Annotated in this window: 15 protein-coding genes; 9 read left to right on the plus strand and 6 right to left on the minus strand. The window is 70.6% G+C overall.

The genetic code is table 11. The annotated features are described in order from the left end of the window. Positions 1-16: 16 nt before the first annotated feature. Positions 17-892 (minus strand): helix-turn-helix domain-containing protein, encoded by an 876-nt coding sequence (locus EEJ42_RS02545; RefSeq protein ID WP_123098401.1) that lies wholly within the window; start codon positions 890-892, stop codon positions 17-19. Positions 893-1068: 176 nt separating this feature from the next. Here EEJ42_RS02545 and EEJ42_RS02550 point away from each other — a divergent pair, with 176 nt between their 5' ends. The 3 genes from EEJ42_RS02550 to EEJ42_RS02560 all read left to right on the plus strand — a co-directional run bounded on the left by EEJ42_RS02550 (position 1069) and on the right by EEJ42_RS02560 (position 3513). Then, positions 1069-2085, plus strand: coding sequence for a zinc-dependent alcohol dehydrogenase family protein (locus EEJ42_RS02550; protein ID WP_123098414.1), 1017 nt, complete (start codon positions 1069-1071; stop codon positions 2083-2085). Between the two features lie 273 nt (positions 2086-2358). Next, on the plus strand, positions 2359-2709 hold the full coding sequence (locus EEJ42_RS02555) for a cyclophilin-like fold protein (protein ID WP_123098402.1): 351 nt from the start codon (positions 2359-2361) through the stop codon (positions 2707-2709). 36 nt (positions 2710-2745) lie between these two features. Continuing rightward, on the plus strand, positions 2746-3513 hold the full coding sequence (locus EEJ42_RS02560; RefSeq protein WP_123098403.1) for an SDR family NAD(P)-dependent oxidoreductase: 768 nt from the start codon (positions 2746-2748) through the stop codon (positions 3511-3513). Positions 3514-3551: 38 nt separating this feature from the next. On the opposite strand, the gene EEJ42_RS02565 is transcribed toward EEJ42_RS02560, so the two are convergent. Next, on the minus strand, positions 3552-4274 hold the full coding sequence (locus EEJ42_RS02565) for an SDR family NAD(P)-dependent oxidoreductase (protein ID WP_123098404.1): 723 nt from the start codon (positions 4272-4274) through the stop codon (positions 3552-3554). Between the two features lie 130 nt (positions 4275-4404). On the opposite strand from EEJ42_RS02565, the gene EEJ42_RS02570 reads away from it, so the two are divergent. Together EEJ42_RS02570 and EEJ42_RS02575 are read left to right on the plus strand one after the other, a co-directional pair. After that, complete coding sequence (locus EEJ42_RS02570; RefSeq protein ID WP_123098405.1) at positions 4405-5091, plus strand: SDR family NAD(P)-dependent oxidoreductase; 687 nt, start codon at positions 4405-4407, stop codon at positions 5089-5091. 48 nt (positions 5092-5139) lie between these two features. Beyond that, positions 5140-5712, plus strand: coding sequence for a dioxygenase family protein (locus EEJ42_RS02575; protein WP_123098406.1), 573 nt, complete (start codon positions 5140-5142; stop codon positions 5710-5712). Between the two features lie 47 nt (positions 5713-5759). On the opposite strand, the gene EEJ42_RS02580 is transcribed toward EEJ42_RS02575, so the two are convergent. Continuing rightward, complete coding sequence (locus EEJ42_RS02580) at positions 5760-6458, minus strand: TetR/AcrR family transcriptional regulator (RefSeq protein WP_123098407.1); 699 nt, start codon at positions 6456-6458, stop codon at positions 5760-5762. A 134-nt stretch (positions 6459-6592) separates the two neighbouring features. Between EEJ42_RS02580 and EEJ42_RS02585 the strand changes: the two genes are divergently transcribed. Continuing rightward, positions 6593-7021 carry a VOC family protein gene (locus EEJ42_RS02585; RefSeq protein ID WP_123098408.1) on the plus strand — a complete coding sequence of 143 codons (429 nt, stop codon included), beginning with the start codon at positions 6593-6595 and terminating at the stop codon, positions 7019-7021. 6 nt (positions 7022-7027) lie between these two features. Here EEJ42_RS02585 and EEJ42_RS02590 read toward each other — a convergent pair whose 3' ends face one another. Continuing rightward, positions 7028-8083, minus strand: a complete 1056-nt coding sequence (locus EEJ42_RS02590; RefSeq protein WP_184502903.1) for a CobW family GTP-binding protein — start codon at positions 8081-8083, stop codon at positions 7028-7030. Positions 8084-8544: 461 nt separating this feature from the next. Here EEJ42_RS02590 and EEJ42_RS02595 point away from each other — a divergent pair, with 461 nt between their 5' ends. Genes EEJ42_RS02595 through EEJ42_RS02605 form a run of 3 tightly spaced genes read left to right on the plus strand, consistent with a single transcriptional unit; the run spans position 8545 to position 12294 of the window. After that, the gene (locus tag EEJ42_RS02595) at positions 8545-10167 is read left to right on the plus strand and encodes an amino acid adenylation domain-containing protein (RefSeq protein WP_221179309.1); all 1623 of its coding nucleotides are present in this window, start codon (positions 8545-8547) and stop codon (positions 10165-10167) included. A gap of 14 nt (positions 10168-10181) precedes the next feature. Further along, the gene (locus tag EEJ42_RS02600) at positions 10182-11501 is read left to right on the plus strand and encodes a ferredoxin reductase domain-containing protein (protein ID WP_221179310.1); all 1320 of its coding nucleotides are present in this window, start codon (positions 10182-10184) and stop codon (positions 11499-11501) included. Positions 11502-11526: 25 nt separating this feature from the next. Further along, on the plus strand, positions 11527-12294 hold the full coding sequence (locus tag EEJ42_RS02605; RefSeq protein ID WP_123098411.1) for an enoyl-CoA hydratase-related protein: 768 nt from the start codon (positions 11527-11529) through the stop codon (positions 12292-12294). A gap of 60 nt (positions 12295-12354) precedes the next feature. On the opposite strand, the gene EEJ42_RS02610 is transcribed toward EEJ42_RS02605, so the two are convergent. Both EEJ42_RS02610 and EEJ42_RS02615 read right to left on the minus strand, forming a co-directional pair. Next, positions 12355-13362, minus strand: a complete 1008-nt coding sequence (locus tag EEJ42_RS02610; protein WP_123098412.1) for an aldo/keto reductase — start codon at positions 13360-13362, stop codon at positions 12355-12357. Positions 13363-13430: 68 nt separating this feature from the next. Further along, on the minus strand, positions 13431-15909 hold a 2479-nt coding region (locus EEJ42_RS02615), incomplete at its 5' end, for a glycoside hydrolase family 127 protein (protein ID WP_123098413.1).

Genomic DNA, 15909 nt, shown 5'->3' on the forward strand with positions numbered 1-15909 from the left:
AACACAGGCCCCCGGGTCAGGACGCGGAGGCCGGCAGATCCTGTTCGGCGGCCCAGGAAGCGAGGATGCGCAGCCGCTCGTGGGTGGGGGAACCGGGCGGGGCCGTCCACACGGTCAGGTGCTGATCGGGGTCGGTGTTGGCGGTCAGTGTGTCCCAGTCCAGCACGAGCTCGCCCACGACCGGATGGTGCAGTGTCTTCGTGCCCACCGTGCGGGCGGCGACGCGGTGATCGCCCCACCACTGGGCGAACTGTGTGTCCCGCATGGACAGTTCACCGACCAGCTCGATCAACCGGGGATCCTCGGGATACTGCGCGGCCTCCATCCGTAGCTGGGTCACGGCGATGTGGGCGGAGGCCTCCCAGTCGGCGTACAGGGTGCGCATCGCCGGATCGGTGAAGATGATCCGCGGGTAGTTGCGGTGCTTTTCCGGGATGCGGGAGAAGTCGGTGACCAGGGCGGCGGCCAGCGCGTTCCAGGCGAGGATGTCGCCGCGCCGGCCCTGCACGATGGCCGGGGTGGCGGTGAGGTCGTCCAGGACCCGCTGCAACTGCGGCTGGACCTTCTGCCTGCCGCGGCGCCGGGTGCGCGTGGTGGGCTTGCCCGCGAGCTGGAAGAGGTAGCCCCGCTCGTCGTCGTCCAGGTGCAGTACCCGGGCCAGGACGTCCAGGACCGGCGCCGATGCCTGCATGCGGCCCTGTTCGAGACGGGTGTAGTAGTCGGTGCTGATACTGGCGAGCTGGGCGACTTCCTCACGGCGCAGCCCTGCCACCCGGCGGGGGCGGCCGGTCTCGGGCAGGCCCACCGTGCGCGGGCTCAGCTCGGAGCGGCGCTTCTTGAGGAATTCTCCCAGCTCATCGAGGGGGACGTTGCCGGTCATGCTTCCCAGCATGACACCGATCCCACCCGGGAAAGGGGGGAGGATTTACTCCCAGGATGTTTCCCTCCCGGGATGGTTTTCTCCGCTTTTCGCGACTGCTCTCGCGTGTGAGGCTCGACCGCGAGCAGCCGTTCGTCCTCCTTCCGGCTGCTGAGCACACCAACCCCAGCACCGAAAGAAGCACCCTCATGCGCGGAGCAGTCATCCACGCCCCCGGCGACGTGCGTTTCGAAACCCTGGACGACCCGAAGATCGCCCACCCGACCGACGCGGTCATCCGCACGGTCGCCACCTGCGTGTGCGGCTCGGACCTGTGGCCCTACCGCGGTCTGGAGCCGATCGGCGACCCTCATCCGATGGGGCACGAGTACGTCGGGATCGTCGAGGAGGTCGGCAGCGGCGTCACCTCCGTCAAGCCGGGCCAGTTCGTCGTCGGTTCGTTCGCCACCTCCGACAACACCTGCGCGAACTGCCGCGTCGGCTGGCAGTCCAGCTGTCTGCACCGCGAGTTCATGAGCACCTGCCAGGCCGACTACGTCCGCATCCCCAACGCCCAGGGCACCCTCGTCGCCACCGACGGCCACCCGGACGGCGCGTTCGTGCCCGGCCTGCTCGCCGTCTCCGACGTGATGGGCACCGGCTGGTACGCCGCCCTCGCCGCCGAGGTCAAGCCCGGCTCCACCGCCGTCGTGGTCGGCGACGGAGCGGTCGGCCTGTGCGGTGTCATCGCCGCCAAGGAACTCGGCGCCGAGCGGATCATCGCCATGAGCCGCCACGCCTCGCGGCAGAGGCTCGCCCTCGAGTTCGGCGCCACCGACATCGTCACCGAACGCGGTGACGAAGGTGTCGCCCGTGTCAGGGACCTCACCGAAGGCCTCGGCGCGGACTCGGTCCTGGAATGCGTCGGCACCCCCGAGGCCATGCGGCAGGCCCTGCACACCGCCCGGCCCGGCGGCAACGTCGGCTTCGTCGGCGTCCCCCACGAGGTGGCGGTCGACGGGCAGGAACTGTTCTTCTCCCACGTCGGCCTGCGCGGCGGACCCGCTCCCGTGCGGCGTTACCTGCCAGAGTTGATCGATCTGGTCCTCTCTGGCCGGATCAACCCCGGGAAGGTCTTCGACCTCACCCTTCCCCTGGAGCAGGTCGCCGAGGGCTACCAGGCGATGGACGAGCGCCGCGCCATCAAGACCCTTCTCATGCCCTGATCCACACGCCCACCGGCGGGGCCGGGCACCTGCCGCCCGGCCCCGGCTCCCCCCCGGCACCATCCGGCCCGATGCCGAGCACAGCAGCCCCGACCCCAGGACGACACCATGCTTCCGTCCGCCTTTCGCGTCGTCACCCGCGTGGTACCAGCCGCCGCGGTACTGGTGGCCGTAACCTCCTGCGGCGCCACCCCGCCCGGGGCTGCCCCCTCCGCACCGCGGCAGACGGCGACAGCCCAGGCACCCACCGCACCGTCCGGCAGGAACACCGCCATGAACATCCGGCTCACCATCAACGGCCACCAGGTCGACGCCACCCTGAACGACAGCGCCGCCGCCCGCGACTTCGCCACCCTGCTCCCGCTCAGCCTTGATCTGGAGGACTTCCACCGAACGGAGCGGATCGCTTACCTGGCCCGCAAGCTGGACACCTCCGGTGCGCCCGAGGCAGCCGAGCCTCAGGCCGGTGACCTGGCCTACTACGCGCCCTGGGGCAACCTGGCCCTCTTCTACCGCGACGGCGACTCGCCCTCCACCGGCCTGGTCATCCTCGGCCACGTCGCCGACCGCGACGCCGAAAGGCTCGCCACCGCCGACCACGTCGCCATCGAAGCCCTCTCCTGACCCGGCCGACCGCCATCCTCGATAGGAGAACACACCATGAACCCCACCTATGACTTCAGCGGCCAGGTCGCCCTCGTCACCGGAGCCGGCTCCGGCATGGGCCTGGCCACCGCCCGCGCCTTCGCCGAAGCGGGAGCCGCCGTCGCCCTCACCGACATCGACGAGGCCGCTCTGGACGCGGCCGCGGGGGAACTCACCGACGCAGGCCATCGAGTCCTCGCCCTCCCCTGTGACGTCAGTGACGAGGAGCAGGTCGCCGCCGCGGTCGACGGCACCGTCGAGACCTTCGGCCGCCTCGACATGGCCTACAACAACGCCGGCATCCAGATCCCGCCCAGCGACGCCGCCGACGAACCCGCCGAGCGGTTCGACCGCGTCAACGCCATCAACCTCCGCGGTGTCTGGGCCGGCATGAAGCACGAACTGCGCCACATGCGCGCCCAAGGCAGCGGCGCCATCGTCAACTGCTCCTCCCTCGGCGGTCTCGTCGGCATCCCCGGCCGCGCCTCCTACCACGCCTCCAAGCACGGAGTCATCGGCCTGACCACCAGCGCCGCCCTCGAATACGCCCCGCGCGGCATCCGCATCAACGCCGTCTGCCCCGGCACCATCGACACCCCCATGGTCAGCGACATGATCGCCAAGGGAGAGCTGGACCGCGCCGAGGCCGAAGCCAACCAGCCCATCAACCGGCTCGGCACCGCGGACGAAATCGCCCAGGCCGTCCTGTGGCTGTGCAGCCCCGGAGCCGGCTTCGTCGTCGGAGTCGCCCTCCCCGTCGACGGCGGCTACGTCGCCCGATAGCGACCGCCAAGGAGTCGTGCGCGCGCTTCGCGGCGCGGTCAGCCGAGCGGAACACCCGTGTCGTTCTCCAAGGTTCGGATGACGCGAGCCTGGAACTCTTCGTCCTGCGCGGCGGGGTGTGGTGTCTGCGTCTGCTGGTGGTACCAGTAGCCGCCGGTGCTCGGGGCCACGTCGGGGTGGGTGGCGAGCCACACCTGCGTCCGGTGTCCGGCGGTGAGGTCGTCCGGTGCGCCGCGACCGCCCATGCGGGTGGGCACCCAGCCGGGGTCGACCGCGTGGCTGACGGTTCCTTCCCAGCGGGACGCGAGAGCGAGCGCGAGGGTGGTGACCCACAGCTTGGTGTCGTCGTACGAGGCGGGGCCCGCGGTCAGCCGTCGCAGATCGGTGGAGCCGGTGCGGTGCATGGAGCTGCTGAGGTAGATGAGCCTTGCCGGTTTGTCCATCAGGGCCGTCAGCACGTAGGGCGCCACGGTGTTGACGGTGACCGCTTCCGGGCGGTGCATGACGCCCGCGTTGTGGATGACGGCGTCGAAGCGGCCGTACTCGGCGGCCTGCCGCGCAACGCCACGGATGTCGTCCAGCTCGGCGAGGTCCCCGGTGACGACGCCTTTCCACCAAGCGGTGTCATCCGCGTCAGGGAGACGGGCCGGGTTGCGGACATGGATGACCACGTCGTGCCCGTCCCCGGCCAACGCCTTCGCCGTGTTGCGCCCGAGCCCGCTGGACGCCCCGGTCACCAGGACCAGTGCCATGTCAGTCATCTCCTGTCTGTGGGATGAGGGCGGTGAACCAGGATCCATAGTGAAACGGAAAGGGCTATCCGCATTCGCAAAATGGATAGCCCTGTCCACATTGCCCCTCCCCTGCATGCCTTCACGAAGGGACTGTGCCGTGACCAGCATCGCCATCGTCGGAGCCGGCCCCCAGCTGGGCCTGGCCATCGCCCGCACCTTCGGCTCCCACGGCCTCGACGTCGCCCTGATCTCCCGCAACCGCGACAAGCTCGACGATCTCGTCGGCAAGCTCACCGCCGAGGGCATCACCGCCGCAGCGTTCCCCGCGGACGTGCTCGACCGAGATGCGCTCACCCAGGCACTCAAGGACGCCGCCACACGGTTCGGCGGGATCGACGTCCTGGAGTACTCGCCCGTGGGGACGCTCGGCTCCACCGCTCTGACCGCTCCGGCCGAGACCGAGCCGTCGCATGTGGAGTTCGAGATGAACTTCCAGCTCTACGGGGCCATCGCCGCCACGAAGGCGGTACTGCCCGCGATGCGCGAGGCCGGCGCGGGCACCCTGCTCTACACCACCGGCGCCGGCTCGATCGACCCCGTCCCCCAGGTCGCCAACGTCAACGCTGCCGCCGCGGCCCTGCGCAACTGGGCGATGAACCTGCACAAGGAGCTGGCCGGCACCGGTGTCCAGGCCGCCCACGTCGGCATCGACGTGTCGATCGGCACCGCCGTCATCCCCGGCGTGCCGGTGGCCCAGCCCGAGCAGATCTCCCCCGTCTACTGGGAGCTGCACACCACCAAGCGCGACCAGGCCGAGCACGTCTTCAGCCTTCCGGCCCGTTGAACGTCGGCATCCGCGGCCTGCTGACGCCCCCCCAAGGAGTAGACCGGCATGACCACGCTCACCGATCCGTCCTCCGTCGACCCGGCACTGATCAACCCCCGCGCGGTGCGTCTCGTCGAGGCGTTCAAAGGCGCCTTGGCGCACGTGCGCGACGAGGAGGGACTGACCTTCGACGACCTCAACACGGTCACCGACCTGCTCCAGCGGATCCAGACGGCCACCGGCGCTCCCCTGGCGCTGGTCGCCATGCCGCTGTACAGCGAGCTCTTCCAGGGCGGCCGGGACGGCTACACGCCTTCCGAAGACGTCAACAGCCCCACGTACCTTCCCGGCTCCCCGCACATCGACAACCCCGGCACCCTGCCGATGCGGCCTGACGAACTCGGGACCCCGCTGGTCGTCTCCGGTCGCGTCCTGGACGGCCACGGCCAACCGCTCGCGGGCGCCAAGCTGGACATCTACCACGCGGCCAACAACGGCAACTACTCCGGGCGCCCCTCCCGCGCTCCAGGCCGACACCCTCCTGCACGAAGACCCCGAGGACATCGCCGGACAAGGCTTCCAGGGCCCCTACACGACTGTGCGGTTCGACTTCGTCCTCAAGACCCGCACCAGCCCTGACAGCATCGCCCCGAAGGCCAGGCCGGCATGACCGTCCGGTCCTGGGGTCAGCTGCTCTTGTCCGGCGCCGGCGCGGTGGGCCCTTCCGGGCTGGCGCGGAGCATGGCCTGGTAGAGGGCATCGTGCTCGGGCGAGTCGGGCAGGGGGCCGCGGGCAGGGGCTTCGAAGGACTGGATCATGAGGGCGACGACGCGCCGCCACGCATCCGGCGCGGCGTCGCCCGTGGCGTTCACGACACCCGCGTTGGCCATGTGCAGGAGCACCAGGTCCGAGGGGTCGAAGTCCTCGCGCAGACGGCCTGTCGCCTTGGCGCGGTTGATGAGCTCGAGCATGGCCTGGTACGCCTCGTCGCGGCGCTCTTCCAGCTCCTTGGCGGTGGGGAAGGTCATGGTCAGTACGTCGGCGAAGCCATAGTCGGCGGCCTGCATCGCGCAGGCGGCCTCGACGTAGCCGACGAAACCGTGCCAGGGGTCGGGGTCGTCCAGGGCGACCGCGACCGCGTCGGCGTACGCGTCCATGCGGTCGGAGAAGACGGCGGCGACCAACTCCTCCTTCGTGGGGAAGCGGCGGAACATGGTGGCGATCCCCACCCCAGCCTCGCGGGCCACGGAGGCCATGGAGGCGTTCAGCCCATCACGCCCGAACACCGTGCGCGCCGCGGCGATGATCCGTCCCCGGTTGCGCTCGGCGTCACTGCGCAGAGGCTGGGCGGCGGAGTCGTCGGGGTGCTGGGCGCCGGGGTTCATACGGGCCACCCTAGCAACCGGATTACCCTATCCAGTTATGCCGCCAACCTTGACGGCGGCGAGCCGGAGAGGACTTGATCGCGTCTTCGTCGGGGCGCTGTGCCCGCAGCTGCTCCGAGCCGTACCGTGATCGCATGGAACAGCGCATCACGTTGGTCACGCTGGGCGTGTCCGATCTCGCTCGGGCCAAGGCCTTCTACGAGGCCCTGGGCTGGCGGGGGCAGGAAGTCGAGGAGACCGTGTTCTTCCAGGCGGGCGGTCTGGGAGTGGTCCTGTGGGGGCGCGACAAGCTGGCGCGGGACTGCGGGCTGGAGCCCGGGCCCGCGGCCGGGTTCGGCGGGATCGCCCTGGCGCACAACGTGCGGTCCGAGGCGGAGGTCGACGCCCTGCTCGCGGCGGTGGAGCGGGCCGGTGGGACGATCACCAAGCCCGCGGCCGTCAATGCCATCGGCTTCTACTCCAGCGCCTTCACGGACCCGGACGGCCACGCCTGGGAAGTCGCGTACAACCCCGGGTTCCCGCTCGCCGAGGACGGCTCGGTCACCCTCCCCGACTTCGGGTAGCCGGGCTCACACGCGGTCGCCCTCGTCCTCCTGGTCCACGTAGCGCAGCACTCCCATCATGTGCCGCTCGTCGACCTCCTCCGAGTCCGGACCGGTCGCGACGCAGTCGGTCAGCCGCTTGGTGAGGGTGTCGGCGTCGATGCCGGTACCGATCATCACCAGCTGGGTGGTGCGGGGCTCCCCGCGCTCCCAGGGCACCGGCTGGAAGCGGAGGTACGCGCCGACGGCGTGCAGTCCGTACTTCCGCTGCGGTTCGGCGCCCGCGAAGTGGACGAAGCCCTTCAGGCGGTAGAGGCCCGCGGGCCGGGCGTCGAGGAACTCCATGAACCGGCGCGGGTGCAGCGGCTCGGCCGTGGTGAATTCGACGCTCTCGTACGCGGCGTGGAGATGGCGGCTGTGGTCGTGCTCTTCGGCACACACATCGGCGAACGACAGCTGCCGGAAGCGCTCTTCGGGGGTGTCCCGGGGCTCGTGGTCGAAGAGGAGGCCGGGGTCGACGCGGCCGTGCTCGGCGGTGAGGACGGGCAGCCCCGGGGCGATCTCGGCGACGGTGTCCAGGACGCGCTGCCGCTCCTCCTCCCCCACCCGGTCGGTCTTGTTGAGCACGATCAGGTCGGCGTCGCGCACATGGCGGTCGAGCTCGGGGTGGCGGTCGCGGGTGCTCGCGAACTCGGCGGCATCCACGACCTCCACCAGGCCGCCGTAGCGGATGCGCTCGTTGCCGCTGGACAGCAGCGTACGGATCATGCTCTGTGGTTCGGCCAGACCGCTCGCCTCGATCACGACCACGTCGATGCGCAGCTCCGGATCGGTGAGCCGGTCGAGCATCTCGTCCATTTCGGAGGCGTCGGCGGCGCAGCAGAGACAGCCGTTCTCGATAGGGATCATCGAGTCGACCTGTCCGGCGACGGCCATGGCGTCGATGTTGATGCTGCCGAAGTCGTTGACGATGACCCCGATCCGGGTGTCCACGCTGTCGCGCATCAGGTGGTTGAGCATCGTGGTTTTTCCGGAACCCAGGAAACCCGTGATGAGAAGGACCGGGATCCGTTGTGTGGCCAAGGCTCTGTCTCCGTGCGGCGGTGCGGGCGGGCCGTTCATGCTATCCGGACGGCGGCCCGGGGCGGATCTCGGCCATCGGCGAGCGGGATGACATGGTGTCAGTTTCGGTGGCGCCGCCCCGCTTCTGCCGCTACCAGGTCGGCATCAAGGCCACAAGGCATATCTTTCCGCGCGGGCGCACTCTAGTGGGATCCTGGCCAACTTGCGCCCGTCGCCCGTCTTCCGTGCGCGCCGCGCAGGTCCTTAAGCTCTCAACCAAGCGAGACGGCTGATGATCACGCGCCACACGGTGCGCATGTGACCTGGTCGGCGGGGCCTGATCTCCTCGCCGAAGTGCCACCTATCGCACCTCAAACGGCTCATCACTTTTCACCCTCACCTCCGCACCTGGGCTCTTCGTGCCCGCACCCGGCTCCATCAGCCGAACAACGACCGACTTGTCGAACGAGAGTGGGCGACATATGCGGATACACACCCTGCATCGGGACGCACGACCGGAGTGGCCCGCCGATCCCCTCCGGCACCTCTCCGGCACGGACCGGCGGCTGTTCCAGCGGTTCGGCCAGGGGCCGGTGGCCACCCCGCCCTGTTCCCTGATCCACCAGGCCATCGAGCGGCACGCCACCGCGTCCCCACTCGCCGTCGCGGCCGAGCACCTCGGCGAGACGATCACCTACGGGGAGCTGGACCGGCAGGCCGGACGGCTGGCGGCACGGCTCGCCCGGCTGGGCGTACGCCCCGGCGACCACGTCGCGCTGTTCGTCCGGCGCTCCATCCCCATGCTCGTCGGGCTGCTGGCGACCCTGAAGGCGGGTGCGGCCTATGTGCCGCAGGACGCGGGCCTGGCGCCCCCGGCCCAGCTCGGCCACGTCATCCGTACGGCGTCGACCCGGGTGATCCTGACGACGTCCGGCTACGCGGACCGCATACCGGCGCCGCCCGGCCACACCGTCGTCCCGATCGACACCGCGATGGCCGACCCCTTCGACCCGTTCGCCCCCTTCGACGGCGAGGGGACCGGGCGCCCCTTCGCCCCCGCCCGGCCCGTGACACCGGACGACGGCTGCTACGTCCTGTTCACCTCCGGCACCACGGGAGCGCCCAACGGGGTCACCGTCACCCATCGCAATGTGTGCAACATCCTGCTCACCGAGCCGGGCGACCTGGGCATGCGGCCCGGGCTGCGGGTGTCCCAGATCCTCAACGTGGCCTTCGACATGGCCGCGTGGGAGATCCTCGGCTGTCTGGGCCACGGCGCCACCCTGGTCATCCGCGGCGCCGACATCGCCGAGACCGTGCGCCGGGTGAACGTGGTCATCGCGACCCCCACCGTGCTCAGCGCGGTCGACCCGGAGCTGTGCGGACGGATCAAGGTCGCGGCCGTCGCCGGGGAGCCGTGTCCGCGCGCGCTCGCCGACCGCTGGGCCCGGGTCTGCACCTTCTACAACGCGTGCGGGCCGACCGAGACCACGATCGTCAACACCATGCAGCGCCATGACCCGGCGGCACTGCGGCTGACCATCGGACGGCCGACGCCCAACAACACCGTGTACGTCCTGGACGCCGAGCGGCGCCCGTGTGCCATCGGCGAGACCGGCGAGATGTGGGCCGGTGGCGACTGCGTGTCGGCGGGTTATCTGCACAATCCGCGGCTCACCGCCGAACGGTACGCGCCCGACCCGTTCCTCGGCGGCGGGCGGCTGATGTTCCGCACCCGCGACCTGGGCCGCTGGACGCCCGACGGCGAGCTGGAGCACCTGGGCCGCACCGACGACCAGGTCAAGGTGCGGGGCTTCCGGGTCGAGCTGGACTCCGTATCGGCCGTCCTCGAGGCGGTTCCCGGCTGCGTCCGCGCGGTGACGCTCAAGCTGGACGACCGCAGTCTGGTGTCCTTCGCCGCCCCGCTGCGGGTCGACCCCGAGACGGCGCGGCAGGCCGTGGCCCGGGCACTCCCCTACTACTGCGTGCCGGAGGCCGTCCACACCCTCCCCGCACTGCCGCTCACCAGCCGCGGAAAGGTCGACAAGTCGGCCCTGCTGCGGCTGGCCGCCGAGCACCGCACGGCCGGTGAGGTGGCGTCGTGACCACATTTCGCGTCGTGACCACACCCCGCGCCGAAGCGCCGCCGCACACCGCGGACCTGCCGCTGCCGCCCCGGACACCGGGGATACGCGGGCTGCTGAAGCATCCGCGCCTGATGCACTACAACCGCCTCATCGCCCTGGTCCTCGCGGTCAACCTGGCGTTCCTGCTGTCCCGTTCGGGCGAGAGCCTGACGCCTCGTACGCTCTCCGACGCGGCGCTCGTCAACTTCGCGGTCGCCATCGTCATCCGCCAGCAGTACGTCATCAATCTGCTCTTCCGCATCGCCACCGCGGCGCCCACCAGCTGGCCGCTGAGGATCCGGTGGACGCTGGCGAAGGTCTACCACTTCGGCGGGGTGCACGTCGGCGGCGCCCTCGCGGGCACCCTCTGGTTCCTCGCCCTGGTGGCCTCGCTGACCCGGCACACCGCCCCGGCCGCGACGCTCGCCGTCTCGTACGCCCTGGTCGTCCTGCTGATCGGGATCACGGCCACCGCGCTGCCGCCCTTCCGGGCGCGGTTCCACGACCACTTCGAGAAGACCCACCGCTTCGGCGGCTGGGCCGCGCTCGCGCTCTTCTGGGCGCAGACCGTGCTGACCACGCTCGACGCGCCCGGCGAGGGGTCGGCCGCCGGGCGGCTGCTGGCGGCGCCGGGCGTCTGGGTGCTGGCCGTGATCACCCTCAGCATCGCGCTGCCGTGGCTGCGGCTGCGCCGGGTGCCGGTGGCCGTCGAACGCCCCTCCGCCCATGTGGCGCTCGCCCGCTTCAACCACGGGGTGACGCCCTTCGCCGGGTCCTCGACGGCGATCAGCCGCAGCCCGCTGCGGGAGTGGCACTCGTTCGCCAATGTGCCGACGCCCGGCGAGTCGGGGTTCCGGCTCACCATCTCCCGCGCCGGGGACTGGACGGGCAAGTTCATCGACGACGCGCCGTCCCGGGTGTGGGTGAAGGGCATCACCACCGCGGGCGTGGCCAACATCGAGACGCTGTTCCGCAAGGTGGTCTACGTGGCCACCGGCAGCGGCATCGGTCCCTGCCTCCCCCATCTGCTGGCCCGGGAGGTCCCGGCGCGGCTGGTGTGGGCGACCCGCAGCCCCCGGACGACCTACGGCGACGGCCTGGTGGGCGAGATCCTGGCCGTCCAGCCCGACGCGGTCATCTGGGACACCTCCGAACACGGCAAGCCCGACATGGTCCGGCTCGCCCACGCCGCGTACGCGGACTTCGGGGCCGAGGCCGTCATCTGCATCTCCAACAAGAAACTCACCTGGCAGGTGGTCCACGGCCTGGAGTGCCGCGGGATCCCCGCGTACGGCGCCATCTGGGACTCGTAGACCGAACCCCGGAAAGGGAGACACCGTGAACTTCATCAAGATCGAGCGACAGGATCGCGTCGTCACCGTGACGCTGCACCGCCCCGAGGTGCTCAACGCGCTCAGCAGCGGCCTGCTGGCCGAACTGGTCGAGGCGCTGCGGCCGCTGGACCGCGACCCCGGGACCGGCTGCTTCGTGATCACCGGCTCGGAGCGGGCGTTCGCGGCGGGCGCCGACATCAAGGAGATGGAGCCCAAGACGTCCGTCGAGATGTTCGCCGAGGACTACTTCGCGGGCTGGGACGCCTTCGCCGCGCTGCGCACCCCCAAGATCGCCGCGGTGTCCGGCTACGCGCTGGGCGGCGGCTGCGAGCTGGCGATGATGTGCGACATCATCCTGGCCGGAGAATCGGCCACGTTCGGTCAGCCGGAGATCAAACTGGGCGTGATCCCGGGCATCGGCGGCACCCAGCGGCTGACGAAACTGGTCGGAAAGGCCAAGGCGATGGACCTGATTCTGACCGGGCGCACCATGAGCGCGCAGGAGGCGGAGCGTGCCGGGCTGGTCTCCCGGGTGGTCCCCGACGACCGGCTGACGGCGGAGGCGGCGGCCATCGCCGCGACCGTCGCCTCCTACGGCAAACCGGCCGCCATGGCGGCGCGTGAGGCGGTGGAACGGGCGCTGGAGGTGGGGCTGCGCGAGGGGCTGCTGTTCGAACGGCGCTCCTTCCACGCGCTGTTCGCCACCGAGGACCAGTCCGAGGGGATGGCCGCGTTCCGCGAGAAGCGCGCTCCGCGTTTCACCGGCCGCTGAGGCCCGCCCGTCCCCGCTCCCGGTGCAGGAAGCCCGGGAGCGGGGACGGGAAGCGCCCGGTCAGGGGATCTCGACGCCCGCCTCGGCGGAGAGGCGGTCGATCTCGGCCAGCTCGGCGTCGCTGAAGCCGGGCGAGTCCAGGACCGCGATGTTCTGCTCCAGCTGGGCGACGCTGCTCGCGCCGATCAGCACGGAGACCACCCGCGGATCCCGCAGCACCCAGGCGAGCGCCAGCTGGGCGAGGGTCTGGCCACGCTCCCCGGCGATCTTGTTGAGGGCGTGCAGCAGCGTCAGCCGCTCCTCGGTGAGCGCGTCGCGCTTGAGGAAGTGGCCGAGCGCCATGCGGGAGTCCGCGGGCACACCGTTGAGATAGCGGTCGGTGAGCTGGCCCTGCGCGAGCGGCGAGAAGGCGATGACACCGGCGCCGGCCGCGGCGGAGGCCTCCAGCACCCCGCCCTCGACCCCGCGCTGGAGCATCGAGTACGGATGCTGGTTGATCAGGTACGGGGTGCGCAGCTCCTTCAGGATCGCGGCCGCCTCCGCGATGGCCTCCGGCGGGTAGTTCGACAGCCCGGCGTAGAGGGCCTTGCCCTGCCGTACGGCGCTGTCGAGCGCGCCCATCGTCTCTTCGAGCGGGGTGTCCGGGTCGAAGCGGTGGGAGTAGAACACGTCGACGTAGTCCAGGCCCATGCGGGTCAGCGACTGGTCGAGGCTGGACAGCATGTACTTGCGCGAGCCCCACTCGCCGTACGGTCCGGGCCACATCAGGTATCCGGCCTTGCTCGCGATGAACAGCTCGTCGCGGTAGGGACGGAAGTCCTGGGCGAAGACCGTGCCGAAGTTGCTCTCGGCGCTGCCGGGCGGTGGCCCGTAGTTGTTGGCCAGGTCGATGTGGGTGACGCCCAGGTCGAAGGCGCGGCGCAGCACGGCGCGCTGGGTCTCGAGCGGATGGGTGTCGCCGAAGTTGTGCCACAGGCCGAGCGAGACCTTCGGCAGCAGCACACCGCTGCGCCCGCAGCGCTGGTACTGCATGGAGTCGTAGCGGTTCTCCGCCGCGAGGTGGGCCATGTACGTCGTCCTTGTCCATGCCGATCGGTTCGGGGGCGGGCAGGCCGTGGCCCGCCCGCCCGAGCTTGTCAGCTTTCTGCCAGGGTGGCGACCTCATTCGCGCTGAGTGTCCGGCCGTACACGCGGAAGTCGTCGTACGCGGCCTTGAGGTACGGGTCCGGGTACTGCGACTTGCCGAGGTAGGCGGCGCGGATGTGGTTGCCGAAGTGGACCGGCTCGACGGTGACGCGGGTGTTGCGGCCGACCTCGCGCCCGCCGACGTAGAGGACGGCGGTGCCGCTGCCGTAGGCGACGGCGACGTGGGTCCACTGGCCGGTGGGCAGCGGCGCGGCCTCGATGCGCTGCTCGGCGCCGCCTCCGCCCGCGGTGATGGCGAAGCGCAGCTTCCCGGAGTCGGCGATCGGGGTGAGGAACATGTTGGCGGTGACGCCGGTGCCGATGTCGAAGATCCGGGTCCACTGGGCGGGGGTGCCATCGAGCCGGACCCAGGTGGCGACCGTGTACGCGGTGGCGCCCGCGAGGAGGTCGTCGGCGAGGGTCACGTACCCGTTGGTGCCGTTCAGCGCGACGGCGCCGCCGGTCCGGCCCGTGGTCCAGGTGGCGCCGCCGGTGAGCCGGGCGGTCTTGCCGCGGCCGGTGGCGTCGGCGGCGGTGGTGCCGGAGGTCTCGTCGAAGCGGTACCAGGCGGCGAAGGCTGGCGGCGGCGTGGGGGGCTGCCCGGTGAGCCAGTACACGTTGTAGCGCTGGTGGTGGACGCGGGCGATGGGCAGCAGGGTGACGCTCTGCCCGTCCGCGGTGGCGGTGAAACGCATCGGGCTGGTGGCCTGCTGGACCACGGAGTCCTGCTTGAGGCGCGGCATGGTCATGCCGGTGACGGTGCCGTACGCCCCGGCCAGCACGACGGGCCCGTACAGCACGGCCTGGATGTCGGGGTCGTCGGGGGTGGGTTCGAGCCGCAGCTTCATCGGCAGGGTCACCTCGACCCGGTCGCCGGTCTTCCACTGACGGTCGATGATCAGCCAGCTGCCGGGTTTCGGCTGGTCGGGGAGGCTGGTGCCGTTGAGTGTGGCGCGGGCCCCGGACGCCCACGAGGGGATCCGGACGCGCAGTTCCAGGGAGGCCGCGCCGGAGCTGACGGTGAGGGTGGTGGTCTGCTGGTCGGGGAAGCCGGTGGTCTGGCGCCAGGTGATGCCCTTCTCCTGCCAGCGCACCTCGGAGGGGATGAAGAGGTTCACCAGGAGGCTGCGGTCGCCGCGGGTGTAGATGGTGTCGGCGAACTTGGCGTGGGTCTCCATGCCGCTGCCGTGGTCGCAGGAGAAGTTGTCGTAGTCGGTGGAGTACTGGTTCGGGTCGGGGCCCATGAAGGACGGCTGCTGTTTGAAGGAGCCGGGGGCGAGGCCCGTGTAGTAGATGTTGAAGCCGTGGGCCGAGTCGGGGTCCTGTTCGCCGAGCATCTGATTGAAGAGGGTGCGCTCGTAGTAGTCGAGCAGGTCGGTGCGCTCGGGCGCGTGGAAGTGGATCAGCCGGGCCAGCTTGAGCATGTTGTACGAATTGCAGTTCTCGCAGCAGCTGCCGCTGAGCTGGGCGGCGATGGCGTCGGGTTCGTGGAAGGCCTCGCCGTTGCTGTTGCCGCCGATGACGTATGTGTGGTGGTCGGTGACGATCTTCCAGAAGTTCTCGCCGATGGTGCGGTAGCGGCTGTCCAGACCCTCTTCCCACAGCCGCAGGGCGCCGACCATCTTGGGGATCTGGGTGTTGGCGTGGAGTCCGGCGAGCCGGTCCTCGTTCCGGCTGAGCGGGTCGAAGACGCGGGCGTGGGTGAAGCGCTCGGCGACCTTCAGCCACCGGCTGTCGCCGGTGATCGCGTGCAGGTCGGCGAGGACGTCGTTCATGCCGCCGTACTCGGTCTCCAGGACGCGCTGCATCTGGTCGTAGCTGAGCCTCGCCGTGCGGGTGTCGACCCAGGCGGCCTGGCGCAGCACGGTCTCCAGGGCCTCGGCAATGCCCGCGAGCCGGTACTGGTCGACCAGTCCGGCCATGATCTTGTGGATGGTGTAGTACGGGGCCCAGACCCCGCTACCGGCCTCCAGCCGGTCGAAGAAGTTCTCGGGGAACGCCGACAGATAGCCCGTCCGGTAGCCGGCAGCCGGGGATTTGGCCTGGCAGGCGGCGAGCGCGGAGACCAGCTTGCGGCTCTTGTCGAGGAGCGCGGTGTCGCCGGTGTTGGCGTAGGTCAGGGCGAGACCGGACAGGAGGTGGCCGGTGCTGTGGCCGCGCAGTTCGGTGGTCGGGCTCTCCCAGCCACCGCAGGGCTTGGCGTTGCTGGCGATGCCGACGTTGAGGCGGAAGGTGTGCAGCAGCCGGTCGATGTCGACGAAGCGCAGATAGGCGGTGTTGCGGGACTGGTTGTCCTTGAAGGCGCCGGGGAGCAGGGTCACGGCGGTGAGCGGAAAGGGCTGGACGCTCGTCAGCGCCCGGGGCTTCCGTGGGGCCGCGGGCGGGGTGGCTGCCGGGGCGGCGCCGGGCGTGGCCGCCGCCGCGGTGCCA

The organism is Streptomyces botrytidirepellens (assembly GCF_003721215.1).
GTDB lineage: Bacteria > Actinomycetota > Actinomycetes > Streptomycetales > Streptomycetaceae > Streptomyces > Streptomyces himastatinicus.